This is a genomic window from Pauljensenia sp. OF14-1SRA, assembly GCF_027694595.1.
GTDB classification, from domain to species: domain Bacteria; phylum Actinomycetota; class Actinomycetes; order Actinomycetales; family Actinomycetaceae; genus Pauljensenia; species Pauljensenia turicensis_B.
Genome location: NZ_JAQEVQ010000002.1, coordinates 1 through 26,784, shown reverse-complemented (window position 1 = coordinate 26,784; position 26,784 = coordinate 1). Strand labels below are relative to the sequence as shown.

Annotated in this window: 21 protein-coding genes and 1 tRNA gene; 17 read left to right on the top strand and 5 right to left on the bottom strand. The window is 58.1% G+C overall.

The genetic code is table 11. The features are described 5' to 3' along the window. Positions 1-144: 144 nt before the first annotated feature. Complete coding sequence (locus tag PG731_RS01545) at positions 145-2,235, top strand: acyltransferase family protein (RefSeq protein WP_270771702.1); 2,091 nt, start codon at positions 145-147, stop codon at positions 2,233-2,235. A 53-nt stretch (positions 2,236-2,288) separates the two neighbouring features. On the opposite strand, the gene PG731_RS01540 is transcribed toward PG731_RS01545, so the two are convergent. Continuing rightward, the gene (locus PG731_RS01540) at positions 2,289-3,059 is read right to left on the bottom strand and encodes a fructosamine kinase family protein (protein ID WP_270771701.1); all 771 of its coding nucleotides are present in this window, start codon (positions 3,057-3,059) and stop codon (positions 2,289-2,291) included. A 140-nt stretch (positions 3,060-3,199) separates the two neighbouring features. On the opposite strand from PG731_RS01540, the gene PG731_RS01535 reads away from it, so the two are divergent. From PG731_RS01535 to PG731_RS01525, 3 genes are read left to right on the top strand one after another with little or no spacing between them, the layout of a single operon-like run. Continuing rightward, positions 3,200-3,544, top strand: coding sequence for a hypothetical protein (locus PG731_RS01535; RefSeq protein ID WP_270771699.1), 345 nt, complete (start codon positions 3,200-3,202; stop codon positions 3,542-3,544). A gap of 1 nt (position 3,545) precedes the next feature. Then, a complete protein-coding gene (locus PG731_RS01530) occupies positions 3,546-5,210 on the top strand; it encodes a hypothetical protein (protein ID WP_270771698.1) in 1,665 nt (554 codons plus the stop codon). After that, a complete protein-coding gene (locus PG731_RS01525; protein ID WP_270771697.1) occupies positions 5,179-5,664 on the top strand; it encodes a hydroxyethylthiazole kinase in 486 nt (161 codons plus the stop codon). The genes PG731_RS01530 and PG731_RS01525 overlap by 32 nt, the downstream gene beginning before the upstream one ends. Before the next feature lie 113 nt (positions 5,665-5,777). Here the strand turns inward: PG731_RS01525 and PG731_RS01520 are convergent, their stop codons facing one another. Beyond that, on the bottom strand, positions 5,778-6,161 hold the full coding sequence (locus tag PG731_RS01520) for a phage holin family protein (protein ID WP_270771696.1): 384 nt from the start codon (positions 6,159-6,161) through the stop codon (positions 5,778-5,780). 239 nt (positions 6,162-6,400) lie between these two features. Here PG731_RS01520 and PG731_RS01515 point away from each other — a divergent pair, with 239 nt between their 5' ends. From PG731_RS01515 to PG731_RS01495, 5 genes are all read left to right on the top strand, one after another. Next, positions 6,401-7,477, top strand: a complete 1,077-nt coding sequence (locus tag PG731_RS01515) for a histidinol-phosphate transaminase (protein WP_270771694.1) — start codon at positions 6,401-6,403, stop codon at positions 7,475-7,477. A gap of 131 nt (positions 7,478-7,608) precedes the next feature. Next, a complete protein-coding gene (locus tag PG731_RS01510) occupies positions 7,609-7,818 on the top strand; it encodes a hypothetical protein (protein ID WP_270771693.1) in 210 nt (69 codons plus the stop codon). A gap of 85 nt (positions 7,819-7,903) precedes the next feature. Then, positions 7,904-8,311 carry a hypothetical protein gene (locus tag PG731_RS01505; RefSeq protein ID WP_270771692.1) on the top strand — a complete coding sequence of 136 codons (408 nt, stop codon included), beginning with the start codon at positions 7,904-7,906 and terminating at the stop codon, positions 8,309-8,311. Between the two features lie 69 nt (positions 8,312-8,380). Further along, entirely contained in the window at positions 8,381-9,874 is a 1,494-nt protein-coding gene (locus PG731_RS01500) for a glycoside hydrolase family 32 protein (RefSeq protein WP_270771690.1), read from the top strand. A 285-nt stretch (positions 9,875-10,159) separates the two neighbouring features. Then, a complete protein-coding gene (locus PG731_RS01495; protein WP_270771688.1) occupies positions 10,160-12,166 on the top strand; it encodes a sucrose-specific PTS transporter subunit IIBC in 2,007 nt (668 codons plus the stop codon). Positions 12,167-12,301: 135 nt separating this feature from the next. Here the strand turns inward: PG731_RS01495 and PG731_RS01490 are convergent, their stop codons facing one another. Then, the gene (locus tag PG731_RS01490; RefSeq protein WP_270771687.1) at positions 12,302-13,339 is read right to left on the bottom strand and encodes a LacI family DNA-binding transcriptional regulator; all 1,038 of its coding nucleotides are present in this window, start codon (positions 13,337-13,339) and stop codon (positions 12,302-12,304) included. Between the two features lie 415 nt (positions 13,340-13,754). Between PG731_RS01490 and PG731_RS01485 the strand changes: the two genes are divergently transcribed. Then, entirely contained in the window at positions 13,755-14,021 is a 267-nt protein-coding gene (locus tag PG731_RS01485) for an HPr family phosphocarrier protein (RefSeq protein WP_101628038.1), read from the top strand. Between the two features lie 2 nt (positions 14,022-14,023). Then, positions 14,024-15,709 carry a phosphoenolpyruvate--protein phosphotransferase gene (ptsP, locus tag PG731_RS01480; protein ID WP_270771686.1) on the top strand — a complete coding sequence of 562 codons (1,686 nt, stop codon included), beginning with the start codon at positions 14,024-14,026 and terminating at the stop codon, positions 15,707-15,709. Positions 15,710-15,790: 81 nt separating this feature from the next. Here the strand turns inward: ptsP and PG731_RS01475 are convergent, their stop codons facing one another. After that, positions 15,791-16,414: a superoxide dismutase gene (locus PG731_RS01475; protein WP_101628036.1), complete on the bottom strand. Its 624-nt coding sequence runs from the start codon at positions 16,412-16,414 to the stop codon at positions 15,791-15,793. 266 nt (positions 16,415-16,680) lie between these two features. Further along, a complete protein-coding gene (locus PG731_RS01470; RefSeq protein ID WP_270771685.1) occupies positions 16,681-17,625 on the bottom strand; it encodes a DUF808 domain-containing protein in 945 nt (314 codons plus the stop codon). A 247-nt stretch (positions 17,626-17,872) separates the two neighbouring features. Between PG731_RS01470 and PG731_RS01465 the strand changes: the two genes are divergently transcribed. From PG731_RS01465 to PG731_RS01440, 6 genes are all read left to right on the top strand, one after another. Beyond that, on the top strand, positions 17,873-19,576 hold the full coding sequence (locus PG731_RS01465; protein ID WP_270771683.1) for a DUF7059 domain-containing protein: 1,704 nt from the start codon (positions 17,873-17,875) through the stop codon (positions 19,574-19,576). A 114-nt stretch (positions 19,577-19,690) separates the two neighbouring features. Further along, entirely contained in the window at positions 19,691-22,420 is a 2,730-nt protein-coding gene (gene topA / locus PG731_RS01460; RefSeq protein WP_270771682.1) for a type I DNA topoisomerase, read from the top strand. A gap of 133 nt (positions 22,421-22,553) precedes the next feature. After that, on the top strand, positions 22,554-23,405 hold the full coding sequence (gene tmk / locus PG731_RS01455) for a dTMP kinase (RefSeq protein ID WP_270771914.1): 852 nt from the start codon (positions 22,554-22,556) through the stop codon (positions 23,403-23,405). Then, entirely contained in the window at positions 23,405-24,676 is a 1,272-nt protein-coding gene (locus PG731_RS01450; protein WP_270771681.1) for a DNA polymerase III subunit delta', read from the top strand. Before tmk ends, PG731_RS01450 begins: the two co-directional genes overlap by 1 nt. Positions 24,677-24,724: 48 nt before the next feature. Next, the gene (locus tag PG731_RS01445) at positions 24,725-26,371 is read left to right on the top strand and encodes an alpha/beta hydrolase (RefSeq protein WP_270771679.1); all 1,647 of its coding nucleotides are present in this window, start codon (positions 24,725-24,727) and stop codon (positions 26,369-26,371) included. Positions 26,372-26,551: 180 nt separating this feature from the next. After that, positions 26,552-26,624, top strand: a tRNA-Thr gene (locus PG731_RS01440). Positions 26,625-26,784: the final 160 nt, after the last annotated feature.

Genomic DNA, 26,784 nt, shown 5'->3' with positions numbered 1-26,784 from the left:
ACGTTCGGGTGCGCGTGAAAAGACAGCGGGCAGTGTATCCGCAGGTCAATAGGGGACGAGGCTGCTCAACGTCAGAGCGGCTGGCCTTTTGAGGTGCGTCACCCGATGGGGTGTCCCGATGGTGGATACTCTAAAATCTTGGGCGTGACGAAAACCCATACTCCGAGCCCGAGTGCTTTTGAATCCTCCGGTCAATCCGGTGTTGGTTCTCAGTCCGCGCACTCGGACAACGAAGGGGATTCGTCAGCAGGCGCGGCCTCGTCCACCCCATCGGAACCGACGCCAACCCTGACAACTCGACGACGCTTGCAGGGACTCGATGGTATTCGTGCCATCGCAGCGATCTTCGTTCTGGTCTACCACCTGCTCCCGCAGTATGCGAAAGCCGGGTTCGCGGGCGTCGACATTTTCTTCGTCCTGTCGGGCTTCCTCATCACCTTGCTGCTGATCGACCGATTGGATTCAACCGGTTCACTTGGGATCGATCATTTCTGGATTCGACGTTTCAGGCGTCTTGTCCCGGCGGCGGTCACGACGTGTATTGGTGCGGGAATCCTTGCTCTGCTCAGCGGGACAGATGCGCTCGTCGCGCTCCCTCGCCAAGTCGTCGGCGTGCTCACCGGCACGTACAACTGGATTGAAATCATCTCCGGCGCCTCCTACTTCGAACAACAGTCGCCACTACTCCTGACCAACGCATGGTCATTCGCCGTTGAACAACAGTTCTACGTCATCTGGCCACTGATCCTCCTTCTTCTGGTTCGGCTACCGAAACACCTCAGAATCTGGAGTGCTCTTGGAATCGGCGGAGCATCGACCGCATGGCACGCTGTCCTAGTCGGCCACGACCTTTCGCGTGCATACATGGGAACAGACACTCACCTGTGGGGCCTGATGATCGGCGCGGCCCTCGCATTCGCCGTTCCTAACGCCATGCGAATGGTCGACGAACGCGTCAAACATGCCGGATATATCGGCTTCTTCGGCGTCATCTCATTCTTTGCCACGATGTTCCTGATGACTGTGTTGCCTGAGTCATTCATGTACCCGTGGGGCATGGTCATCGTGTCTTTGACGACGGCGTTCACAATCCGTGGCTTGCTTCCCGACGTGTCCTACGCCGGGAGTGCCCGTCTGCTTCGCAAGTTGCTTGAACTGCGTCCCCTGGTGTGGCTGGGTGAACGATCCTACGGAATCTACCTGTGGCATTGGCCGTTGTGGGTGCTCGTTTTCTACTTGGCTCCCCAGATGAGTCTGCCAATGTCGGCAACGATCGTGTCAGTGGTATCGGTTCTTTTCGCCACGCTGTCGTACAGGTTTATTGAGACGCCAATTCGTCGCGTCGGCTTCCTCAAGTGGTGCCGTATCGTGTGGTCAGGTTTTCTGACATTCACTGGAAAAGTCCGCATCGTCCTCGCTGTGATTGTGCTGATGATTGCCTCCCTGTTTGCGGTTGCACTCACCTTCTCGCCGAATCAGTCGAGCGCTCAAACCGCCATTGAACAGGGAGCAATGTCGGCTCTTGCCAGCGATGCGGAGGCGTCCGGCTCGCAGTCCTCGGATACGGATACGGCGTCGTCGGGCGACCAGTCGCAGAGCGAGACCCAAAGCGACGCACAGTCTGGCGCACAAAGTGGCGAACCAGTGTTCATCCGCCGCTACGACTACACGCCGCCACAGGTCGCCGGCGAAGAAATCACGATTATTGGTGACTCGGTCACCCTGGGTTCTTCGGCTGCGCTCAGCGAAGCATTCCCGGGTGTCTACGTTGACGCCGAGGTCTCGCGTTCTGTTCTTGTTGCTGGTGCCATCATCGATTCTTTGAACGCGCAGGGCTTGCTTCGCGAATACGTCGTCATCTCACTGGCAACGAATAATGCCGTGACAGACGATCAGATTGACGCTCTTGTTGCCCAGATCGGGCCAGAGAGAAAGCTCATCCTGGTCACTGCATTCGGTCCTGCTCGTACAACGTGGATCCCACCGTCGAATGACACGATTTGGCGTGCAGCAACGCGCTACCGGAACGTGTTCGTGGCCGATTGGGCGAACCCCATTTCCCGTCACCCCGAGGATCTGGCCGGAGACTCCGTGCACCCGGCAACGGATCAGGGTCATCAGATTTACGTTGAAGCAATCCGGAGTGCTCTGAACGAGGCCCTTCAGATCTCCCTGCGTGACAGTGAAGGGAGTGCCGAAACGGATTCTCAATTCGGAGCACAATCGGCGTACTGATTCAGCACACGGCAAGTGGAGCGCTCGCCCCGGCGGGATTCCCGCCTGTTGTGCTAGCCGTATTTCTTCACTATCTGCATCACATCTGACCGGTAGGACGCGCCAAAAAGATAGGCGTGAATGATCAGAATATGAAGACTGTGAAGCCCGATGCGTTCGCGCCAGCCGTCCTGAAGAGGTGATGCTTCGGCGTAGGCATCGCGGATTGTTTCCAGATGAGGGCAACCAAAAACACCGAGCATCGCCAAGTCTTCTTCGCCGTGACCCCCTTGGGCTGCTGGATCGATAAGAGTGACACCATCGGGTGTCCACATGACGTTTCCGCTCCACAGATCTCCATGAAGTCGAGATACTTCCCCGGAACGGACAAGAGCGGGTTGGTCATGGTCAAACGCCCCAGAAGCGAGTTTTTCGGCGAATTGATGCAGGCGCTCGCGGTCTATCTGGCTAAAAGCTGGGCAGTCAATATAGGGCTCAACCCGGTATTCGGCGTAGTACTGTCCCCAAGATGCACTGCCCCCATCGGCTAAGAGAGGCAATGGAGCTTCACCCATCCACCCGTCGGTTGTATGCCCGGGCGGTGGAGCGCCCAAATGAGGTGCGCCCGCCGCGTGCGTATACGCTAGGGCTCGTCCGAATTCCTCAGCCATCCGCGGGGTTGCTTGGACGCGAGACAGGACTGGCTCTTCGAGCCAGGTCTTCCCATAATCGAGCACGGGAACAATCCGCGTTGCCTGATTGCCCGCATCCGCGAGCCATAAGAGCGATGTGACTTCATGGGAGATCTTTGAAGGCCGATGGTCACTTTTCCGGAACGTCTCCACGGTGTTACTCCTTAGGGGCTGCAATTGTTACGAGGATATCCACAGGTGCTCGTCCCTGTAATTGGTTATCCACAATTTCGCTTCCCTCGACTTTCCTCGTTTTCGCTGTCCTTCTAGCGTGAGGAGCGGAAGGAGGATCCGTGGATGAAGTAGGCAATATGCAGGTCGCTCGCGAATCAATGTGGAGCGTATGCACAGTGCTTGAAGACGTACACGGCGACATTGCACGTGAGCGCTTCGAAGACTGGCAGGGTGGAGCTGCTAACGCAGCTCGAGATGACCTCTTGGTGCTTTTAGGACAGCTCGGAGTGCTCATGGACTCGGCAGATGATGCGCTTTTAGCGCTCGACACGGCGATTGCTGAGTGTCAGCTAGCCAGCGTTGTTCTGATGCCCGGACAAACAACAAATCCGTTATCGCTGGGCGCGTATACGCCTGCCTCTTTTGCTTCACATACCTTCTCTGAGTCATCGGGTGCGTTCTGATATGAACAGAATTGTTGTGACAAGCGGGCCAACGCACGTTGATACGGATGCGTTAATCATGGCATGTACCCGGCTTCGCGAGAGTGAAGAGTCGCTATCCGCATTGATCGCTTCCACTCGGTCGGCTCAGGATCATGCACGCCTAGGCATCGGGCTCAGCCCCACCGCATACACGGCCGTTAGTGCGATAGAAGAAGTGGCCTCGTTGATGACGTATCTTCGCGCCAAACTGTCCGCATTCGCCGACTCGATCGCCTACTGTGCAGCCATCTATTCGGGCGCGGACTCGCGGGCGGTTGCGCTTTTGTCATCAACCCACAATGACAGTCCCATCTTCAACCTGAATCTGTCGCAGTCGAACCTCAAAGAGCCTGCGCCGGGCTTTCCGATGATTGCTCAGTGGCTAAGGGAAAACACATGGGATGTGCGCTCGCGGAATCTTGATGTCCTATCAGCGATCCTGGCGTTCGTGTTCGGGCGCTCAGATGGTTTAACGGCACTTCGTTTTGAACGCGACCTTGATGCGTTCTCCTTCGGCGTTCTGCATCCTTTCGGCGCTTGGCGCGGTGTGCCTGGAAGCTCAACGAAGCAGGTCGCCGGGTACGCTGCATCGTGGTCGTCCGGACTTGGTGCGCTGTTCTTCGGAAATGTCACGGGCGTGGAAATTCAGACAGGCTCCTCGTCGGGAACTGGCAGAGGACATCGGATTATCAAAGCAGTGAAAGAAGGATTCGCTCCCATATTGGCGGCGAGTCCGCATACGCCTTTCGCGCTCTCCGTTCTGTCGATCGTCGGTGGAGTGGGACAGGGGGTTGGTGCGATCCGTTTGCATCCGACTCAGCGCGTGGTCACCCCTTCTGCCTCCGATATTCGACCTGCAATGAGCGCCCCTACTCCTATTTCCACGGTTGATACTCCGCTCAAACCATCACAACTGTTGGAGTCACTTTCAGGACTGAAATCAGGAGGCGAAGAAGGGCAAATCAAGATCATCGAACACAGCACTCCGATCCCCTCCGATGCGTCATCGCCAGGTGGATCACGAACACGTTCGTCCTGGTCAGTCGTCATTCGAGGTACTCAGAAGTGGAGCGTTGGGGGAAGTAACCCGCAGGATATGCTCACCAATTTTGAGGGGGTAGCAGGGCACGAATCCGACCAATCTCGCGCGGTCCTAGAGGCGATGAAAATGGCTGGAATCAAAGCAGATGAACCCGTCGAGTTCGTTGGTCATTCGCAAGGAGGCATTATTGCCGCTCAACTGGCGACCAGTAGTGACGTGAATCAGAAGTACCACGTCGTATCAGCTCTGACAGCGGGGTCCCCGATTGGCGGATCGCAGACTCCTTCGCAAGTCCACGTCCTCGCATTAGAGAACACCAGAGACCTGGTGCCAGCACTCGACGGGGGAGCGACTTCCCAAGGAGTGACAACCGTTCACTTTGACGGGCAAACGTATATCCCGGCCGAAAAACAGGGGCAGAATCTGGTTGCGCACGACATTGAAACCTACCGCAACCTGTTAGGAGATATTGAGGATCGCCAAAATGAGCCGGGGCTTACCAAAGTTAAAGAATGGGAAGAACATCGGATCGAATCGCTCGGTTTGACCGAGCAGACAACCTCTCAGGCGTATGTCTTCGACACTAGGCGCATTCACGACTAGGGCTGAACAATCGGATAAACGCCGGTGGACAGATGTAGACGACCGCTCTGAAACCGCCTCCGACGAGGTTGAATCAGCGCTCGAAGCAGCCCAGCTCATCGCGCGCAACTATGGCAGTGTTGTTGCAATCTCCGGTGCAACCGACGCAATCGTCAGCGCAGATCAGATTATTCGTGTTGGTGGTGGCGCAGAAATGCTGACTCGCGTCACTGGTGGTGGCTGTGCGTTGGGTGCGTTCCTCGCAGCTCGCGCACTGGGTGTCCCAGTTGCGGGTGTGCACGTTGGTCAAGCGGATCTTCCCGCGAAGGTTCTTGCTGGTCTCGCCACTTTTGCGCACGATCCGGATGACCTGGTGTTCTGGGCCGAAGCATCGGCGAATTCGATCAAGGTTGAGCGAGAGCTCCACGCGTCGCACGTCGACGTGATGGCAGCGGCAACGCCTGCATCGGACTGAAATGTGAAGCGTCTAGCAATACGAAGGGGCGGGGGGGGGGGGGGTTGTTCTGCACCAAAACCCCCCCGCCCCCTAATCTCAGAGGTTCACATTGTCACCTGCCCGAAGGCGGACTACTTGTCCTTCTTTGCGCCAATCAAGCCGGCAACAATGGACGAGACGATTGCGGTGATGACAGCACCAAAGAAGCTTGCCCAGAAGCCACCTGTTTCAAAGGGAATGCCAACGGATGTTGAAAGTGCGCCGGTCAGCATGAACAGCAGGGCGTCGGTAACGATGGCGAACAAACCGAAGGTCAGGATGTACAGGGGGAAGGCCAGAACCTTCACCAGAGGTTTGATCAGGGAGTTCACCAGAGTGAACACCAATGCGATCACCGCAAGGGCGATCAGAGTGGAGGCTAGTGACGTTCCGTCGGTGAAATTGATTGACGGCACAATCAGGGTCGCTGCCCAGATACCAGCCATGGTTGCAATGAGTCGAAGTATAAATTCCATACTTCCAGTCTGCCTGCGTTCCAGCTTTTTCGCATCCGCAGGCGGTTTTTCTCGGGCGACATTCCGACTCTCCACGCCTGCCGACCCGCGCCACGAGTAAATCGAAAAGCTCTGAAGGTGAGCGCGGCCTCGTGAATTCCTAGGTACACCCTGGGCGAATGCCACGACGAAGACGCGATTCTGCTCGCCTGCTGGCATTGAACTGACCTACGCCACCCAAGTGGGGTAGGACTAGAAGCATGAACGCACCACGTGACAACGCTGCTTTGACCGTCCCGATTCGTTGCGCCGTTGAAGACCTACCGCGATACAAGCCGGGCAAGAGTGCGCCCGGTGCGGTGAAGATGTCATCGAACGAGATGCCGGATGGGCCGTCGACGAAGGTGGTTCAGGCGATGACAAAAGCGCTCGAAAGCGTGAATCGCTATCCGGATCTGACAGCGACACCGGTTCGCCAGGCGGTTGCCGAGCGTTTTGATGTGGCACCGGAGCAGGTGTGCGTAGGAACGGGCTCGTCAGCGTTACTTGTTGCTGCGCTCAATGTCGTGTGTGAGCCGGGCACGCGCGTCGTCTACCCGTGGCGTTCATTTGAGTCCTATCCGATCGCGATCCCCAGCGTTCACGGGGTGGGGGTGCCGATCCCGCTGTTAGCTGATGGGGCGCACGACCTTGAGGCGCTGGTGGCGTCTGCGAATGAAGACAATGTGGGTGCTCTGGTTCTTTGCTCGCCGAACAATCCGACGGGGCCGGCGCTCACGTTCGAACAGGTTCACGACGTTGTGGAGCGCGTGAATCCGCATGTGCTGATCCTGGTGGACGAGGCCTACATTGATTTCGTGACGGATCCGTGTGTGAGCACCGCAATTCCGCTGATCAGCGAGCATTCGAACGTGCTGGTGATGCGCACCTTCTCGAAAGTGCATGCGCTGGCGGGTATTCGCATTGGGTACGCGATCGGGCATGAGGACCTGATCGGTGCAATCCAAGCGGTGTTGATTCCTTTTGGTGTTTCGACTGTTGCGCAGGCTGGAGCGCTCGCGTCTCTGACTGAAGCTGAGGAAATCCATACGCAGGCGAAAAGAATCGCTGCGGAGCGCGATCGCATGATCGCCGAGCTACGTGACGCTGGTTTTGAGGTTCCTGATTCGCAGGCGAACTTCTTCTTCCTTCCCGGTGCGGGGAATGAAGTGGTCGATGCGTGTGCAGCAGCGGGGTTGATTGTCCGCCCCTTCGCAGACGGTGTGCGCGTGTCGGTAGCTACGCCCGATATGAATGATGAGTTTTTGAAGGTGACGAGGCCGCTCGCTGGGTGTTGACGTCCTTCTTGTGTGTGGCGGGGTTAGCTTTACTTTCCTTTCTTCACGCATACCTTTACCTATGGGGGATTCCGGGACCATAAGTAATGGTGTGCCTGTGGTGGGAGACAAGTAGAGACTGGAGGTGTCTTGTGGGAACGTACTACTACGACGGTCTGATCGAAAAGGTGACCGAGGTGGGGATTAACGTACTCAGCTGGAAAAACCTCGGTATTTCTTCTCGCAGAATCGCAAAGATAGGTCGCGGTGAGCCAATTGCTACGCACGTCTTACGTCGGGTAGTCGACTATCTCGAGTGCTCGCTAGACTCGCTCTACTCCGAGCATCCTTCGCATTGTTGAAGCGCGCAATCATTTCTGGGCCATCGACTATGTTCGACCATCGCCGGGCTTTGGAACGATTGAGGTCCGCTCGTTCGATTCGGCGATGAATATGACGGAATTACGGGCTTTGTCCGCGCTTGTTCACGCTTTGGTTGAGACGGTGTCGCGTGATCTTGATCGTGGGGTCGCGCCTGCGGTGCTACCTCGCGAATTGCTGGAGCTGAATAAGTGGCGTGCTTCCCGATTCGGTACGGACGCTGAGTTGGTGGTCAATAGTGCTGGGGGTGTGGCCCCGTTCATGCAGGTGTTAGGCGATGTGCTTGAGTGGGTGCGCCCGGCTGCCGTTGATCTGGGGTGCGTGGAGGATCTGTCGGTGTGCGCGCAGATGGTGGGCGTGGGCTCGCAGGTTTCCCGGCTTCGTGCAGCGTTCACCTCTGCTACAGATTTACGAGGCCCGGTCCGCCACGCAGTTGCGGAGCTTTGTGCGGGAAGACCGCTTTGGGTCGACTGATTCGGGGTGTTTGTAAGGTATGACCGAAAGTCTCTGTCAAACGAGTGACATACTTGCTACTCTCGAAGAATGACTGAGGATTTCCTGGCTCTTGCACTCAACGCTGAACGTCACTCTCACGCCCGCGAAGACGCGGACTACCCCCAATTTCACGTCGCCCCGCCAGTCGGGCGACTCAATGATCCGAACGGCCTGATCAAAGTCGGCGACACTTACCACGCCTTCTTCCAGTACACCCCGGAGCATCCGAAGAAGCTTGTTTATTGGGGTCATGCGACGTCGAAGAACCTTGTGAACTGGGAATATCTGGAACCCGCGATCTTGCCCGATAGTCACCAGGACGCAAACGGCGCCTACTCCGGTACTGCGATCGCGACCGAAGAAGGAGTGGAACTCTGGTACACGGGCAACTACAAGGATCCGCAGACCGGTGAGCGCGAAGCGACCCAGTGCGTCGTCGTTACGCCCGACATGAAGTCGTATACCAAGCTTGTTCCGCCGATTATCGGACATCAACCCGACGGCTACACCGCTCACTTCCGTGACCCGCAGGTCTGGGCCGATCCCGAAGTGCCGGGTAGCTACCGCATGCTCCTCGGCGTGCAGCGCGAAAACGAAACCGGCGCCACCCTTCTCTACCGTTCGAGCGACCTGCGCACCTGGGAATGTGAAGGAGAAATGACCTTCCCCGATGCGAACGGCGCATTCGACGCTTTCGGCTACATGTGGGAATGCCCGAACCTCGTTCGCCTGAGCGATGAGGTCACCGGCGAAGTCCGCGACGTCCTCATCTTCTGCCCCCAGGGCATCGCCCCCGACGTCGAAGGCTACGAAAACATCTTCCCCTGCATCTACATCGTCGGAAAACTGGTCGGCACCCAGTTTACCGAGTGTGACGGCTCATTTACCGAGCTCGACCGTGGTTTCGAGTTCTACGCTCCCCAGGTCTACGCGCGCACCGACACCGCGTGGGGTGCGTGGAGCGACGAGAAGCCCGCGCTCCTCGTCGGCTGGGCAGGCAACGCCAGTGAAGATGACCAGCCCTCGATCGAAACCGGTGGTTGGGTGCACTGCTTGACCTCTCCGCGACAGCTGGTGTTGGTTGATGGCGTGCTTGTTCAGCGTCCCTACTTGCCCGGCTTGCCGCTGTCGTTCGACTCCGAAGTGGAGACTCTCGCGGGTTCGCGTTCATGGAGGTTCTCCGCTGACGTCGAGTTCAACGCACCTTCCGCTTCTTCGTCCGACGAGGCCGCCTCCGTTACTTTCGCCATCGGCTCTACAGGGGCGGGAGTGAATGTGGTACTGAGCCGGTCAGCCCTGACCGTTGATCGCTCTGACTCGCGTTACCCGAACGGCGATACGCGAACCGTGACGCTCACGGAAGAAGAGTCGGAGCATATTGAGATTATCCACGACCGGTCTCTCACCGAAATCTTCCTCGGAGGTGGTCGCAAGGTCTTCACCTTCCGCTCCTTCCTCAACGGTGAAGCAGCTGGGCTCGAAGCGCGATGCGAATCGGGCTGCGCAACTCTGACAAACGTGTGCAGGGCTCGTTTGGATTAAAAGGTGTCCGCGCCATGTAAAGGGTGGTGTGTGAGATGTGTGCGCGGCCTCGTGAATCGACAATCTGGGTGGGTTGCCAGCTGGAATGTGTCCGCAGGTCAGCGCTACTTAGGTGGTAAGCGCACATTTTCGCGCGCCAGTTCGGCGAAAAGTCCACATAACAATGAGGCAAAAGTCCTTGCGTGGGCATGTATAGCGCACATAGTATGTCAAACGATTGCTATATAGCCCGGTAGTGAACGACGAGGTTGTACACGCGCCTGGCCCACCGAGAAAGGAACGTGGATGGCAATGGATTACGCCAAGGTGGCGTCCGAAGTTGTAGAAGCAGTCGGAGGCGCCGATAACATCAGCGCAGCCGCACACTGTGCAACCCGCCTGCGACTCGTTATTGTCGACGAGTCCAAGATTGACCAGGCTGCCCTCGATGCGAACGAAGACCTCAAGGGCACCTTCGCAGCAGGTGGCATGTTCCAGATCATCGTCGGTCCCGGCGATGTCGACAACGTCTACCGCAAGATGGTCGAAAACCACTCCGTCCGCGAGGTCTCTAAGGACGAAGCCAAGGAAGAAGCCGCGAAGTCCGGCAACCTCTTCTCGCGCTTCATCAAGATGATTGCTGACATCTTTGTCCCGGTCCTCCCCGCCCTGATCGCCGGCGGTCTGATGATGGCCATCAACAACGTTCTGACCGCTGAAGGCCTCTTCGGTGAACAGTCCGTCGTTGGAATGTTCCCGGCCATCGCTGATTACGCCTCCCTGATCAACATGATCTCGTCGGCAGCATTCGCTTCGCTGCCTGTCCTAGTCGGCTTCTCCGCTGCAAAACGCTTCGGTGGCAATGTCTACCTTGGTGCAGCAATCGGCGCGGCAATGATCTCCTCCGACCTGCTCAATGCATGGAGTACTGGCGCGGCACTTGCCGGCGACGCAGAGGTTGAATACTGGCACCTCTTTGGCATGGAAGTTGCCAAGATCGGCTATCAGGCACAGGTTATCCCGACCCTCGCCGTCACCTTCGTCATGTGCGTCATCGAAAAGTGGCTACACAAGCGCCTGTCCGGCACCGTTGACTTCCTGGTCACCCCGCTGGTCACCATGCTCCTCACCGGTTTCCTCGCATTCATCGCGATCGGCCCGGTCACCCGCGTTCTTGCAGAAGGCATCACCAACGGCATCAACTGGGGTTACTCCACGCTCGGCCCAATCGGTGGCCTGATCTTCGGCTTCTTCTACTCGCCGATCGTCGTCACCGGCCTGCACCAGTCCTTCCCGGCAGTTGAAATCCCGTTGCTCCCCGTTAACGGTGGTATCGGTGACTTCATCTTCCCGATCGCCTCCATGGCAAACATCGCTCAGGGTGCTGCAGCCCTCGCTGTCTTCCTGAAGACCCGCGATGCCAAGATGAAGGGCCTCGCCGGTGCCGGTGGTGCGTCCGCAGTCTTCGGTATTACCGAACCCGCAATCTTCGGTGTCAACCTGCGCCTGCGCTGGCCCTTCTACGTCGGCATGGTTGCTGCAGCAATTGGTTCCGCCGGCGTCGCACTCTTCGATGTTCGTGGCCAGGCACTCGGTGCAGCAGGTTTCGTCGGCTTCGTGTCGATCATCCCGAACGACATTCCGATGTACCTGCTCCTCGAAATGCTCGTCTTCGCCCTCTCTTTCGGTGGCACTTTCGCCTACGCCTCGACGCGAGGCAAGGCTGACATGGTCGAAGGTGGCGCAGTCGCAGTATCCGCCAATTCCGCAGTCGTCGCTACAGCTCCTGCAGTTGCTGGCGTCGCAGAAGCCAAGGTTGTTGAATACACCGAAGGCGCAGACACCGACTACACCATCACCGCACCTCTCGCCGGTGAAATCATCTCGCTCGAGCAGGTCAAGGACGAGTCCTTCGCCAAAGGAATGCTCGGCCCGGGTGCGGCAATCATCCCCGCCGGGGGCGCAGTCGTGGCACCCTTCGACGGCAAGGTTACGGTCGCATTCGAGACCGGCCACGCCTACGGCCTGAAGTCCGCATCCGGCATGCAGGTCCTGATCCACATTGGTATGGACACGGTCAAGCTTGAAGGCAAGTGCTTCACCCCCCGCGTCGCCAAGGGTGACATGGTCCGTCGCGGCGACGTCCTCGCCGAGGTTGACTGGGACGGTATCCGCGTAGCCGGTTATGACACCATCACCCCGGTTGTTGTCACCAACAAGAAGAAGTTCGACTCCGTCGAGCTTTCTGGAACGGGCATCGTTTCCGCGAACGATACCTTCCTTGAGGCGCACCCAAAGGAAGTAACCGCCTGATCGGGTTTCATTCCTGACACGTGACGGGGAGAAGGCCGTAGCCTTCTCCCCATCGCGTTTGTGATCTGAGTGCGAATAATGAAGGGGCACTGACGGTTGTCAGTGCCCCTGATTCAATTGAATTGAGATGTGCGCTTATGCGGTCCAGCCTTCAATGAAAGTCACTGGGAACTCGTAGCTTTCGCCAGTCGCGTGGTCGTGAGAAGCGTCGGATGCATCGGCTAAGCTGTGGGGTTCGGTGCCGGTTTCACCGTTGATCTGCGCAAGCAGGATCTCGACGGCCTTGCGGGCAATCAGATCGAGGGGCTGGCGTAGCGTGGTCAGTCCGGGAAGAGCGCGGTGAATAGCCTGGGTTCCGTCGAAGCCGATGATTCGCAGGTCGCCTGGAACGGTCAGGGTGTGCAGGCGCGCCCATTCGAGGACCTCGGCCGCGGCCAGGTCATCGGTGGCGAAAACGGCATCAATTTCTTCGGCGACAGAGTTGAGGCATTCGTTGACGGCCAGTTGGCGGATCGCAGGATCCGTGTGGAAGGGAACTTCAAGAATGACCGGTTCAATGCCGTCTTCGCCAAGGGCTCGACGATATCCATGCTCGCGCAGGTTCTTCGGGTGCGAGCGCGAGGTCAGCAGGGCCGGTCGGCGGCAGCCTGCGTCCAACAAGCGCCTGGTGGCGTCGTATCCGGCGGTTTCGTTGTTGCAACGGACGTTAGGGATCCGGGGTGAGAGCTCGCGGTCGATGGTGACCAGTGGCATGCGGATCGTTTGGTATTCCTCGAGCGCTTCGTTGTGTGCGCCAGAAATAATACCGTCGACTCGATTTCCGACCAGTAGGTTCAAGTAGTCGCGTTCGCGGTCCGCATGTCCCATCGAGTTGCAGATGAGGATGCGGTAACCGTGTTCGGCAAGGGCGTTTTCAATCTCGACGGCGAGTTCGCCGAAGAAGGGGAGTGCGACAGTCGGGACGATCAATCCGATGGTGTCGGACTTTTTGCCGTGGAGTGCGCGTGCGAGCTGGTTGGGACGGTATCCGAGTTTTGCGATCGCGTCGCCGACGCGGTCCTTTGTTGTCTGGGACAGGTATCCGCGGTTGTTGAGGACTCGCGACACGGTGGTCAATGAGACGCCGGCTTCTTTGGCGACGTCGGCCAGGGTGGGCTCGGAGTGTGACTTCACGGGTTAGGTCCTTGTTTTGCTCGCAATCGTTCGGTTCATTCTAGATGTTGATGTGTGCAGACCATATGGACTTCTGTCGAAGTGTGAGCCCATTTACTGACTACTCATTTTCGTCGTCTGTTGATCGTGTGCCTGATGCGTAGAAATAATTGGTGAAATGCGTGTTGAGCAGGCAAAAAGGGGGACGAGGCCGGGCGTCTTGGCGCGTGATACAGTCGGCCCTCGGGTTGGTTGTGGGTGATGAAAGTGTGGCCGGCCTCGTGAATGAGGAAGAAGGCGGAAGGTGGCGACGTGACAATGATCGCGGAACTGCGCCGTGAAACTGTGCTGACAGGCGCGATAATTCCTTTTACGATTTAAGGGCAAGGGTCGATATGTCCAACGATGGACATACCCGGGTTGGAAGGAAAACCTCATGATCTCTCGTTCTGTTGTCGTCGCCTCCTCCGTTGGTCTGCACGCGCGTCCCGCTGCCGTCCTCGCCGATGCCGTTGATGAATCCGGTGTCGACATCGTTATCTCGTTCGACGGTGAAGAAGCAGATGCAGCATCGCTCCTCGAAATCATGACCCTCGGTGTCAAGCACGGCGACGAAGTGACCCTGTCCACCGAAGATGACAACGCTGGCGCAGTCCTCGACTCGCTGGTCGAACTGCTTTCGCGCGATCTCGACCAGGAGTGAGCATGAGCACCGGACACTCAGTCCTCCACGGAATCGGCGTCTCAGCCGGAACAGCCGCTGCCCCGGCAGCAATCGTGCGCCCAGCACCCGGCGTTGATACGAACGAACCTGCTTGCACCGATCCCGAGGCGGACGGTGCCCGTGTGCGCGAGGCTCTCGCAACAGTCAGCAACAGCCTCAAAGAACGTATGGAAACGGCTCCCGAAGAGTCGAAGCCGATCTTGAAAGCCACCGCCAAACTTGCGTCAGACCGCGGTCTGGCAAAAGGTATCGACAAGAAGCTGAAGAAGGGCTTCGGTGTGACTGCCGCAGTCGAAGCAGCTGTCGAAGAATACGCCGAAATGCTCCGCGGACTGGGCGGATACATGGCGGAACGCGCCACCGACCTGTATGACGTGCGCGACCGTGCAATTTGCGAACTGCGCGGACTTCCGGCTCCCGGCGTTCCCTCGTTCGATGAGCCCGTCATCCTGCTTGCTCGCGATCTGGCGCCCGCTGAAACTGCAACCCTGGACCCTGAGAAGGTCAAGGGCATCATCACCGAAATCGGTGGCCCCACGTCGCACACCGCGATTCTGGCTGCTCAGCTTGGCATTCCGGCAATCGTGAAGGTGACCAGCATTCTCGATGTCACCGAAGGGTGCATGCTCGCCCTTGACGGTGGCGTCGGTGAAGTTATCGTTAATCCGACCGACGAAGAAGTTGAGCTTCTCGAAGAGCGTTCGCGTCATCGCGCCACCGCGCTTGCCGGCTCGTCCGGTGAAGGTGCGACCTACGACGGCTACAAGGTCAAGCTTCTTGCCAACATCGGCACAATCGATGACGCTGAACGTGCAGCCAAGTTCGACCTTGAAGGCTCCGGCTTGTTCCGTACCGAATTCCTGTTCCTTGATCGCGCGGATGCGCCTTCGCTAGAAGAACAGACGGAAACCTACACCAAGGTTCTCCAGGCGTTCGGTGACCGTCGTGTTGTCGTGCGCACGCTCGACGCCGGTGCCGACAAGCCACTGTCGTTCGCGGATCTTGGCAAGGAAGAAAACCCGGCGCTTGGCCGTCGCGGTTTGCGCCTCTGCCAGGCTCGCGAGGACCTGATTGATACGCAGCTGGCCGCTTTGGCTGCCGCCTACGAGGCCACGAAAGCCGACCTCTGGGTCATGGCCCCGATGGTGTCCACTCTTGAGGAAGCCCAGTGGTTCGCCGACAAGGCACGTGGCGTGGGTCTGCCGAAGGTCGGCATCATGATCGAAGTTCCCGCGGCCGCTATCCGCGCAGACCAGATGCTGTCCATCGTTGACTTTGCGTCGATCGGTACGAATGACCTGACGCAGTACACGATGGCCGCTGACCGCATGGACGGCGAGCTTGCTCCGCTGCTCAACGCGTGGCAGCCGGCGGTCCTGCAGATGATCAAGTTCGCCTGTGAAGGTGGTCGTTCGACAGGCAAGTCGATCGGTGTCTGCGGTGAAGCCGGCGGCGACCCACTGTTGGCGCTGGTTTTGACCGGTTTGGGTGTCGGTTCCCTGTCGATGGCGCCGACTAAGGTGAACGCTGTTCGCGCCGCTCTTCGCCTGCACGACCTGGCGACCTGCCAGCAGATGGCTGCCTATGCGCTGGATGCTCCGACGGCTGAAGAGGGACGCAACAATGTCTTGAAGCTCGTCTCGCCGACGATGCTGGCGTTGCTCTGAGCAACCTCTGATTGAAGCACGAAGCCCCGGACCTCTAAGAGGTCCGGGGCTCTGCTTTGTTAGTCAGAGACTAGGCAGGTGTCAGGCGACAACCAGGCCGGTGTACTGGGTGCGGGCGCGTTCGAAGCGTGCTGCGACGTCGTCCCAGTTGACGATGTTCCACCATGCCTTGACATAGTCTGCCTTGACGTTCTGGTAGTCGAGGTAGAAGGCGTGCTCCCACATATCCAGCATGAGTAGCGGGACGGTGGCGACCGGGATGTTACCCTGCTGGTCGGTCAGCTGGAAGGTGAGCAGACGGCCGGCGAGTGCATCCCATGCGAGGATGCCCCAGCCGGAGCCTTGCAGGCCGAGGGCAGCGGCTGCGAACTGGCCCTGGAACTTCTCGAAGGAGCCGAAGTATTCGTCGATTGCTGCGGCGAGTTCACCTTCGGGGCGACCTTGGCCGTCGGGGGTCATGTTCTGCCAGAAGATGGTGTGGTTGGTGTGACCACCGAGGTTGAACGCAAGGTTCTTCTCGTACAGGTTGATGGCGGCGAAGTCGCCGGATTCGCGTGCTGCTTCGAGCTTCTCAAGGGCGGTGTTTGCGCCACCGACGTAGTTTGCGTGGTGCTTGTCGTGGTGCAGTTCCATGATTGTGCCGGAGATGTGTGGCTCGAGTGCTGCGTAGTCGTAGGGGAGCTCGGGGAGCGTGTAGACGGTCATGGTGTCTCCTTCGTTAGGTATTTATGGCAGTGCTACGACTGCCGTTCACACTTTCGAGGGTACAGGGCTTTAGTCCCCTTTTGCTATGGGAACGGTGGAACATGGACGTGAGGTTTCAGCCACTGCCGACTGGGAATAAAACGCGCGTTGAGTGCAACGGGTGTGGTTTCACGAGGCCGCGCCCGCCTGTCGTAAGTCTTGGCGCAATGAGTGCGTGAGCTCGTCCCTGTTGATGGAGATGTTGCGTTGGGGCCTCGTCGATGCCCTCACTTGGTGTGACGCACCCGCTTGATGACGCTGGAAATCCCGAGCCAGATGTAGGCGAGGACGATGCCCCAGATCAGGCCGAAGATGCCGGATTGGACGGTTTCGGCGGTCCATGTGGCGGCGCCACCGAGGTGTTCGACGTAGGAGACGCCGTGCTCGACGATGTGGTGGAGCGCGGTGAAGCCGAGGTCGTTGAGGGAGGAGATGACGATGTGTCCGCCGACCCAGAGCATGGCGAGTGTGCCGACGACTCCGATGATGGTGAAGACCTTCGGCATGACGGAAACGAGGCCTCGTCCGAAGCTGGCAATGCCACCCTTCTTTTCTGCGAGGCGTAGACCAAGGTCATCCATTTTAACCAGGACGGCGACAATTCCGTAGACGAAGAAGGTCATGAAGAAGGCGACGCTGACCATGATGCCAACTTTGACGAGGTTGGAGGTGGTGGTGACGCCGGCCAGCGAAATGAGCATGATTTCCGCAGAAAGAATCAGGTCAGTGCGGCTGGCGGACGAGATGATGCCCTTCTCAATTTCTTCCGGGGTAACGGGGGTCGCTGCGTCCTCGAGGTCAACGCGTTCGGGGTAGAGGTGGAGCTTGGTGAGAGCTTTTTCTCCGCCTTCGAAGCAGAGATACGAGCCGCCGATGATGAGGATGACGGGCAGAAGCCAGGGGGCCAGCCAGGTGAGGATCAGTGCGACCGGCAGGATGATGGCGAGCTTGTTAATAAGGGATGCGCGCGCGATCTTCTTGATGATCGGGATTTCACGACTCGGGTCAAGGCCAGCCACATACTGCGGGGTGACGGCGGTGTCGTCGATGACGACGCCAACGGCTTTCGACGATGCTTTTGCGGCGCCCGCAGCAATGTCATCGAGGGATGATGCTGTTGCTTTCGCGAGCGTGGCAATGTCGTCGAGAAGTGCGATGAGTCCGCCGGCCATATTTGTCCTTGAAGTAGACGGTGTGTACGTCTCATCATGCCAGCGTTCAGGCGCCTGCGTGTAGTGAGGACGGGCGTGGGGAGTGAGTGCGCAAGGAGTTGGTGTGTGGTTGGGTTGGGCACGTTCGCTTTCCGCTGGTCGTTGGTGATTCAGTGACGAGGCCGCGCTTGTGGATAAAAGTTTGCTTGTCCATAGGGCGCGGTTCGTGCAATTCGATTTGTCCATGGTGGCAACTAGTGTTGGTGTCATGAACGAATCCGAAGTGGCTGTTACCGATACGCCGATCCTCGATCTGGCACTGATTGCGTGTCTGCGCTCTGACTTTGATGGTGCCGGCTGGTACGTCGATGCTCTCGAGCAGGTTGTGTCGCAACGTGCTCTTACAGCCTTGGGGCGTGAACAGCGTGTGCCTGCGTTGGTTGAACTGCGTGCTCAGAGCGCTCCAATCTCTGTTTTGACCCGGCTCTTCATGCTGGGCGATACGGTGGCGGGCCAGCAGTTGGATCAGGCACTCCCTGCATGTGGCGTTGCTGGTGCCGTGTCGCTGGGTCTTGTGCAACCCGTGGCTGACTTGGGCTCTCCGTCGCGCTACCGCGCGACGGTTGACCTGCGCCCCTACAGCGCCGTGATTCCCGACGTTGTGGTCGGCGGTGGGTCGGATTCCGATTCGACTCGACAGATGAATTGGTGGATTGCCTCAGATCTAACGTCAACGGTGACAGGCAGAGCTCTTCGCCCTGACCACGTGTTAGGTGTGGGTGGAGCATCCACCAGTCTGCTAGAGATGACGATCCGTAAGCCCTTTACGTCTGCCCTCGATATGGGGTGTGGGTGCGGAATCCAGGCGATGCACTTGGCAACTCATTGTGAACGTGTTGTGGCGACTGACCTGTCAGAGCGCGCGTGCCAGTTCACACGCTTTAATGCGGCGTTGAATGACGTGCAGATTGATGTGCGTGCGGGTTCGCTTTTTGAACCCGTCGCTGGACAGACCTTTGATCTGATCGTGACGAACCCTCCCTTCGTTATTACTCCCGATATTCTGCGCGGAGACGGCGACGATCTGCTGGAATATCGCGATGGCGGAATGAGTCGTGACGAACTAGTCCGCACCGTAATCCAGACGGGCCCAGATCATCTGGTGCCCGGCGGGTATATGCAGATGATTGGGAACTGGGAGATCCCCGCGGATGTGGATCCCGATTCTGGGTGGTCAGATCGTCTGAAGCCTTGGTTCTCCGACCGGCCCGTGGACGCGTGGATTGTCCAGCGCGATGTCTTGGACCCCGCGCAGTACGTGGAAATGTGGCTTCAAGATGCTGATCCCCACGACGCGGATCCTGAAGCGGATGGTGAACTGAAAATTGGCGAATCCGGAGCGCTGGTCGGTGTCGAGGACCCTTCCGGCCTCGTAGATTCGAAGCGGGAAATCGCATACGCGAAATGGCTCGCCGACTTTGACAGCGCGAACGTCGGCGCAGTTGGCATGGGGTTTGTTGCCATGCGACGACTGGACGCGGACGAAGCGGGTGGCGCTCGCGGAATCCAGCACTTCGATCTTGAACTCACTGGGCGCAGGCCGTTAGGGGCAGATGTTGAGCGCACGTTGGATGCGTTGCGCCTTCCGGACGATCTTGGTGCTCTGACTCTGGTTCGTGCCGATGACGTGACTGAAGAACGCCACTATGTTCCAGGTATCCCTGATCCGAACGTCATGATCCTGCATCAGGGCAGTGGACTTGGACGATCCATCATGGTTGGCACCGCCGTGTCAGCGATTGTTGGGGCGTGCGACGGCGAACTAGAGGTCGGGCAGATCAGTGCGGCCGTGGCGATGCTCACTGACCGTGAAATCTCAGACGTTCGCGCGGAAGTCGACGTTCCTCTTCGAGCCCTGATTCGGGCAGGAATGCTTGAAGTTGTAACGTGTAGCAAGCAGTCGACCGTCTAGTGGACTTTCGCTGCCACCGAGTGGACAGCGCGCGAAATTTGCCGGGTCCGTTGTAAGGTCAGGCAAGCGCGACGATTTTCGTTGAATTCAAATTAGGCACCGAAAGGGTGAGTCATGGGAGCGTCAAAGCTGGTCATCGTGGAGTCTCCCGCGAAGGCCGCGACCATCGAGGGATACCTGGGTCCCGACTACCATGTGACCGCATCAATTGGGCACATTCGTGACTTGCCTCAGCCGAAGGAACTGCCGACCGACATGAAGAAGGGCCCCTACGGTCGCTTCGCCGTCGATGTCGAGCACGGTTTTACTCCTTACTATGCGGTCAACCCGGACAAGAAGAAAAAGGTCACCGAACTCAGACGCGCGCTGAAAGAAGCCGACGAACTCTTCCTGGCAACTGATGAGGACCGCGAAGGTGAAGCAATCGCATGGCACCTTTTGCAGGTGTTGAAACCGAAGGTGCCGGTTAAGCGCATGGTCTTCCACGAAATCACAAAGGAAGCGATTATTCGCGCGCTTGAGAACACTCGTGAGCTCGATACGGCGCTCGTCGATGCGCAGGAAACCCGTCGAATCCTTGACCGCCTGTACGGCTACGAGGTCTCGCCTCTGCTCTGGCGCAAGATCCGTCCCTCCCTGTCGGCTGGCCGCGTGCAGTCAGTGGCAACCCGTCTGGTCGTGGATCGTGAACGTGACCGTATTGCCCACATTCCCGCTGAATACTGGTCAATCCAGACCCGCATCGAAGCAGGCGACGCATTCAACGCGAAGGTAACGCACGTTGATGGTCGATCCGTAGCAACAGGTTCCGACTTCAGCGAGAAGGGTGTTCTGAAGGACAAGTCGGAAAAAGCTGACGTCCTGCACCTGAACGAGGCACTCGCTCGAGACCTCGCCACCGCGTTGGAAGCATCCACGACGTCGGTTATTGATTCGGTCACGCAGAAGCCGTACCGTCGTCGTCCGGCAGCACCGTTCACGACGTCTACACTGCAGCAGGAAGCCTCGCGAAAGCTGCACTGGAATGCTTCGTCGACAATGCGTACCGCTCAGTCCCTGTACGAGTCCGGTTATATCACCTACATGCGAACCGATTCGACTGCACTGTCCGGCCAAGCCATTGCCGCGGCACGGGCGCAGGCCGCAGAACTTTACGGTGCTGCCTCTGTCCCCGAGAAGCCTCGCGTGTACGGCAAGGTTGCGAAAGGAGCGCAGGAAGCTCACGAAGCTATCCGCCCCGCCGGCGATCACTTCCGTACCCCCGCACAGGTTGCAGGTCAGCTGAGCCGTCAGCAGTTGGCTCTCTATGACTTGATCTGGAAGCGTACGGTTGCCTCGCAGATGACCGACGCTGTCGGTTTCACCGCGACAATTCGCGTTGCTACCGACGTTGCCACATCCGATGGCGCGCACTCTGTTGTTTCTTCCGCCTCCGGCACGGTCATCACCGAGCCCGGTTTCCGTCAGGCCTACGAAGAAGGCCGTGACAAGGGTCGTTACGACGCTGAAAAGGACAGTGAAGCAGAAGCAACTCTGCCGAACGTCTCCGAAGGCGATAGCGCAAACGTCGTGGAAGCAATCCCTGAAGGACACCAGACTCAGCCTCCGGGTCGCTACACCGAAGCAACTCTGGTCAAGACCATGGAAGAGCGTGGCATCGGTCGTCCTTCCACGTATGCGGCAACGATCCAGACGATCAGTGACCGCGGATACATCACGCACCGCGGTCAGTACCTTGTGCCGACATGGTTGGCATTCTCGGTCACCCGTCTGCTGGAAGAGAGCCTGCCTGGACTGGTTGACTACGACTTCACCGCGTCTATGGAAACGGATCTTGACCGCATCGCTACCGGTGAAGAAAAGGGTGCTGACTTCCTCACCGGTTTTTACCTGGGTGAAAATGGCAAGGGCGATGAAAACGGCTTGAAGTATCAGGTCGAATCACTCGGCGACGATATCGATGCTCGCGCCGTGAACTCGCAGCCTGTCGGTGATGACGTGGTTGTTCGCGTGGGTCGCTATGGCCCGTACCTTGAAAAGGCTGATGGCACGCGCGCCAACCTGCCCGAAGACGTTGCTCCCGACGAAGTCAACGCTGAAAAAATCTCCGAACTGTTCGCTCTTGCTGCAGATGATGGTCGCGAGCTGGGTGTTGATCCGCAAACCGGTCACACTCTGGTGGCAAAAAACGGTCGTTTCGGCCCCTACATCACCGAGATTCTTCCCGAACCGGAAGAAACAGAAGTCGCGACTACAAGGGGGCGCAAGAAGGCTGCACCGAAGCCTCGAACCGCATCGCTGTTTAAGAGCATGAACCTGTCGACGGTGACCCTTGAACAGGCCCTCCAACTACTTTCGCTTCCGCGCGAGGTCGGTGTTGATCCGGAAACGCAGGAAGTGATTACCGCTCAGAACGGTCGCTATGGTCCGTACCTGAAGAAGGGGAGCGACTCGCGCACGCTGGCGTCGGAAGAACACTTGTTCACGATCACGCTGGACGAGGCTCTTGCGATCTACGCTCAGCCGAAGGTTCGCGGTCGAGGCGTTGCAAAGCCGCCGCTTCGCGAGTTCGGTGAAGACCCGGTGTCCGGTAAGAAGGTCACGGTGAAGGATGGTCGTTTCGGTCCGTACGTGACAGACGGTGAAACGAACGTGACGGTGCCTCGTGCAGAAAGCGTCGAAGACCTGACCGAAGAACGTGCCTTCATGCTGCTTGCCGATAAGCGTGCAAAGGGGCCAGCTCCGAAGCGAGGTCGTGCAACCGCGAAGAAGTCGAGCGCAAAGAAGACCACGACACGTAAGACAACAACAAAGAAGACTGTTGCAAAGAAGACAACGAAATAGTGGCCGGTGCGCATCGGCAGGAACTGAACACCGAGGCCTGCACTGACGTGCACACGACGAACACATGTCTTCGTTCCAAAACAGGGAAGGTCATGCGACGATTGAAAGCATGACGGTAGACGGGAGTATGGGGATGGGCGCTGAGGGTGTGTTTATCACCTTCGAAGGTGGCGACGGAGCTGGAAAATCAACGCAGATCCAGCGCGTTCGTGACTGGTTTATCGAGCGTGGTCGTACCGTCAAGGTCACCCGTGAGCCCGGCGGTACCGAGCTTGGCGTTCAGATCCGTCAGATGGTTCAAAACGGTCCCGAAGACATCGATCCTCAGACCGAAGCCCTGCTGTATGCAGCGGATCGCGCCTACCACGTTGCTACCCTGATTCGTCCAGCTCTTGCAGCCGGAGAGGTCGTATTGGCTGATCGCTATATCGATTCGTCACTCGCATACCAAGGGGCCGCTCGATCGCTTGGTGTTGACGAAATTCGTTCCCTGTCCATGTGGGCAACCCAGAGCCTCGATCCGACCCTGACTTTCCTGCTCGACCTGCCTCCAGAGGTGGGAGCCCGTCGTCGCACGGACGCCCCCGACCGCATGGAACGCGAATCCATGGACTTCCATGAGCGCGTCCGCCACGAATACCTGCGTTTGGCCGATGCTGAACCTGAACGCATTATCGTGATCGACGGCGTTGGCACCCCCGACGAAGTCTTCTCCGAAATCCGTGGTGTTCTTGAAGAACGCTTCGGCTCTGGCGTTGTTCAACACGTGGACGATGAAACCGCCGTCGATCAACCTCCTCGACCGGTCGACAAATCTGCAGAACCGTTGACCACGGATAACGCGAAGGTGGCGTCGCACTCGGCGCCGAAAGCCAAGACAAAGTCCGGGGCTAAGGCTTCGAAGTCATCCAAGAAGAAGTCAATGCTTGGAATCCTCGCAGGACAGGCACCCCTGTGGCCATCCGCAGAAGAAGATAAAGCCTAATGGCGCTCCGTGGAGCACACGTCTGGGATGAACTCGTCGGCCAAGAAGCCGCCGTCGAGATTCTTCGAGGTGCTGCGCTAGGTGCGCGTGGCCTCGTCGATGGGGAACATGCGCACGCGTCTGTTGATCCCTCTCAGGCGGATCGCACTTCAGCCGACCCCTCCGATTACGATATCGATTCGGCCGGCGATGACATTTCTCGCGCGATGAGTCACGCGTGGCTGATTACCGGACCGCCCGGTTCGGGTCGTTCGGTTGCTGCCAGGGCATTCGCGGCAGCCCTCCAATGCACCGAAGCCGACATGGGTGCAGGACACTGCCCAGGCTGCATAACAACGATGAACGGATCGAATGCTGACGTGCACCTTGTGGCCACAGAAGCCAGCGTCATCTCTGTTGATACCGCGCGTTCTCTGGTCCTCCAAGCTCAGTCAGCACCTTCGCAGGGTCGTTGGCGCGTCATCATCGTTGAAGATGCGGATCGTCTGACTGAAGCCGGCGCGAACGCGCTACTGAAAGCCATTGAAGAACCGCCCGCTCGCACCGTCTGGCTCCTGTGTGCTCCCAGCCCAGAAGACATGATTACGACGATTCGTTCGCGTTGCCGTCACCTTGGGCTCCGTATTCCATCCGTGGAAGCGGTCGCTGACCTACTTGTCAGTGAAGGCGTGGCAGACCGGCAAACCGCGATCAGCGCTGCCCGCACCGCTCAGTCGCATATCGGGTTGGCGAGGGCGCTGGCGAAAGACCCTGAAATGCGTGAGCGCCGTCGTCAGATTATGACCGCACCGGTTCGCGTTCGCTCCGTGGGAGAAGCAGTTTTCGCTGCCGAGGGTCTTTTGAAGACAGCGCAGGCGCAAGCTGATGCGCAGACTCTTGAACGAAACGCGCGCGAGAAAGCAGCTTTGCTTCGCCAGCTCGGTATGGACGAATCTGAGCGACCTGACCGTCAGCAAAGAGTGATGCTCAAACAACTGGAAGACGATCAGAAGCGTCGTTCCAAGCGTGCTCTGACCGATGCCTTAGATCGTGCGCTCGTTGATTTGCTCGCGATCTATCGCGATGTGCTGATGGTGCAGTTGGGGACCGGTCAACAGCTGGTGAATGGTGATCTTGAAGATGTGGTTCACGAACTGGCGTCCGATTCGACGCCTCGTCAGACAATGGGTCGCGTTGCCGCAATTGAAGAAGCCCGCAAGCGCCTTATGTCGAACGGACAGGCGCTTCTTGTGCTCGAAGCGATGGCAGTATCGCTTCGTCCCCAGGCTTAACGACAGCCCAAACACGGACTTCGACGAGGACTCCCATATCCTTGTCCTATGATTGTGAAGTCGAAGCGTCGAATAGCGATGGTTGCAGTTGTTGCTGTCGTTGTCTTGCTGTTGCCGTTCATCGTGAACGCGGCAATGCTCCTGATTAACAGCTTCCGCTACTCCGAGAGCTCCATCCGCCCCTCCGAACCGAACGCCGTTTCGGGCACATCGATCGATGATTTCTATCGTCAGACAATCAATTGGGGCGATTGCTCGACACAACAGATTTCCGACGGTTCGTCGGTGCCTCCTTCCGATCCGCAGAACTATCAGTGTGCAACGCTGTACGCTCCACTGGACTGGGACGAGCCCTCGGGCGAGCAAATTACACTGTCAATCGCAGTGCATCGCAGTGGGGTCGAGTATGCTCCGGCGCTTTTCTACAATCTTGGCGGTCCGGGTGGCGCTGCCGTGTCGTCGCTGGTCGGCCAAGTAGAGAGTGGTTTGGGCGATGCGGTTGTGAAGATGTATGACATCGTTGCTCTGGATCCTCGTGGCGTTGGCGCCTCGTCCCCCGCGATCTGTATGACGGATGCCCAGCGTGATGCCTACGCGACGAATGGCACATTGGGTGAAGGTGGGACTGCTGGCGGAGGCGTCTCCGGTCGCGATATGGATCCCGCTGAGATCATCGCGCAAGCCGAAGAGCTGAGCGCCAAGATTGCCGAGGGGTGCCAGCAACTGTCCGGGAACGTCTACAAGCACATTGATACGGTGTCCGTGGCGAAGGATTTCGACATGGTTCGCGCGATTCTTGGTCAAGAGAAGCTGAACTACCTTGGGTATTCCTACGGCACGTTCGTTGGGGCGCTCTACGCCGATATGTTCGCTGACAAGGTGGGGCGTTTCGTTCTTGATGGTGCGATTGATCCAGCGATGGATATCAACCAGGTGTCGGATCTTCAAATGGAAGGTTTTGAAGCGTCCGCGCGCCACTGGCTTGAAGAATGTGTTGCGGGGAAGAATTGCCCGTTCAGTGGAAGCGTTGATGACGCGGTCGCTGATCTTGTGGCCTTCCTTGACGCTGTCGAGGATCAGCCACTTGAGACTTCGGATCCTCACCGTCCATTGACGCGGAATCTGGCGGTGACGGGAATTATTACGGGCTTGTATTCGTCCGATTCGTATTCTGTCCTCACCGAAGCGGTGCGCCAGGCGGTAGAGGACAGTGACGGTTCACAGTTGCTGTATATCGCGGACTTGTCCAGTGATCGCCAGGATGATGGCACGTTCGCCTCGAATTCGATGGATGCGTTGATCGCTGTGAATAACGCTGATTATGAGCCGGTTGGCACCCCGGAAGAGTGGGCGCAGGCCGCTGAGAAACTGGCTGATACGCTCCCGGTCTTCGGCACGGATGCGGGGTATGCGTCGGCCGGTCTGAGTGCCTGGCCGACTGATCATGCGGCTCGTCATCCGGTGAGTGCGAAGGGTGCCCAGCCAATTGTTGTGGTGGGGACGACGCATGATCCTGCGACTCCGTATGTGATGGCGCAGAACTTGGCGGCTCAGTTGGAGTCCGGTGTGCTGGTCTCGGTTGAAGGCTGGTCGCACACCGCCTATTCGAAGAAAGCCAGTAGGTGCGTGGTGGACGCAGTCGAGGGCTACTTGGTCGATGGGACAGTTCCGGCCAACGGTTTGAGTTGTTCGTGACCGCCTCCTGATTCACGAGGCCGATCGGCTCCGCCCCGGGTGAGATGGTCGTCGGATTGCGGGCGGCCTCGTGTGTGAGGAATATCCAAACGGTTAATCTGGGCAGTCATTTGCGGCAAACCCGTGGCGCACACTATGGTTATACCGTTGTCCGAACGCCCCTGTGGGGATTGCGGACAGGCCACCTTAGCTCAGTCGGCAGAGCGATTCACTCGTAATGAATAGGTCGTGGGTTCGATTCCCACAGGTGGCTCGACTGAAACGGTTTGGACTTGCGGGTTAGGCCGTTTTCTTTATATTCGGTGGTTTTGTCTGCTCGACGCTTCTATGATGAACGATTGATATATAACATTTGTCGTTTAAGTTCTGGGTTAAAGGACAAAAAGAGTTGGTGGAGGGTTAGTCCCAGTTGT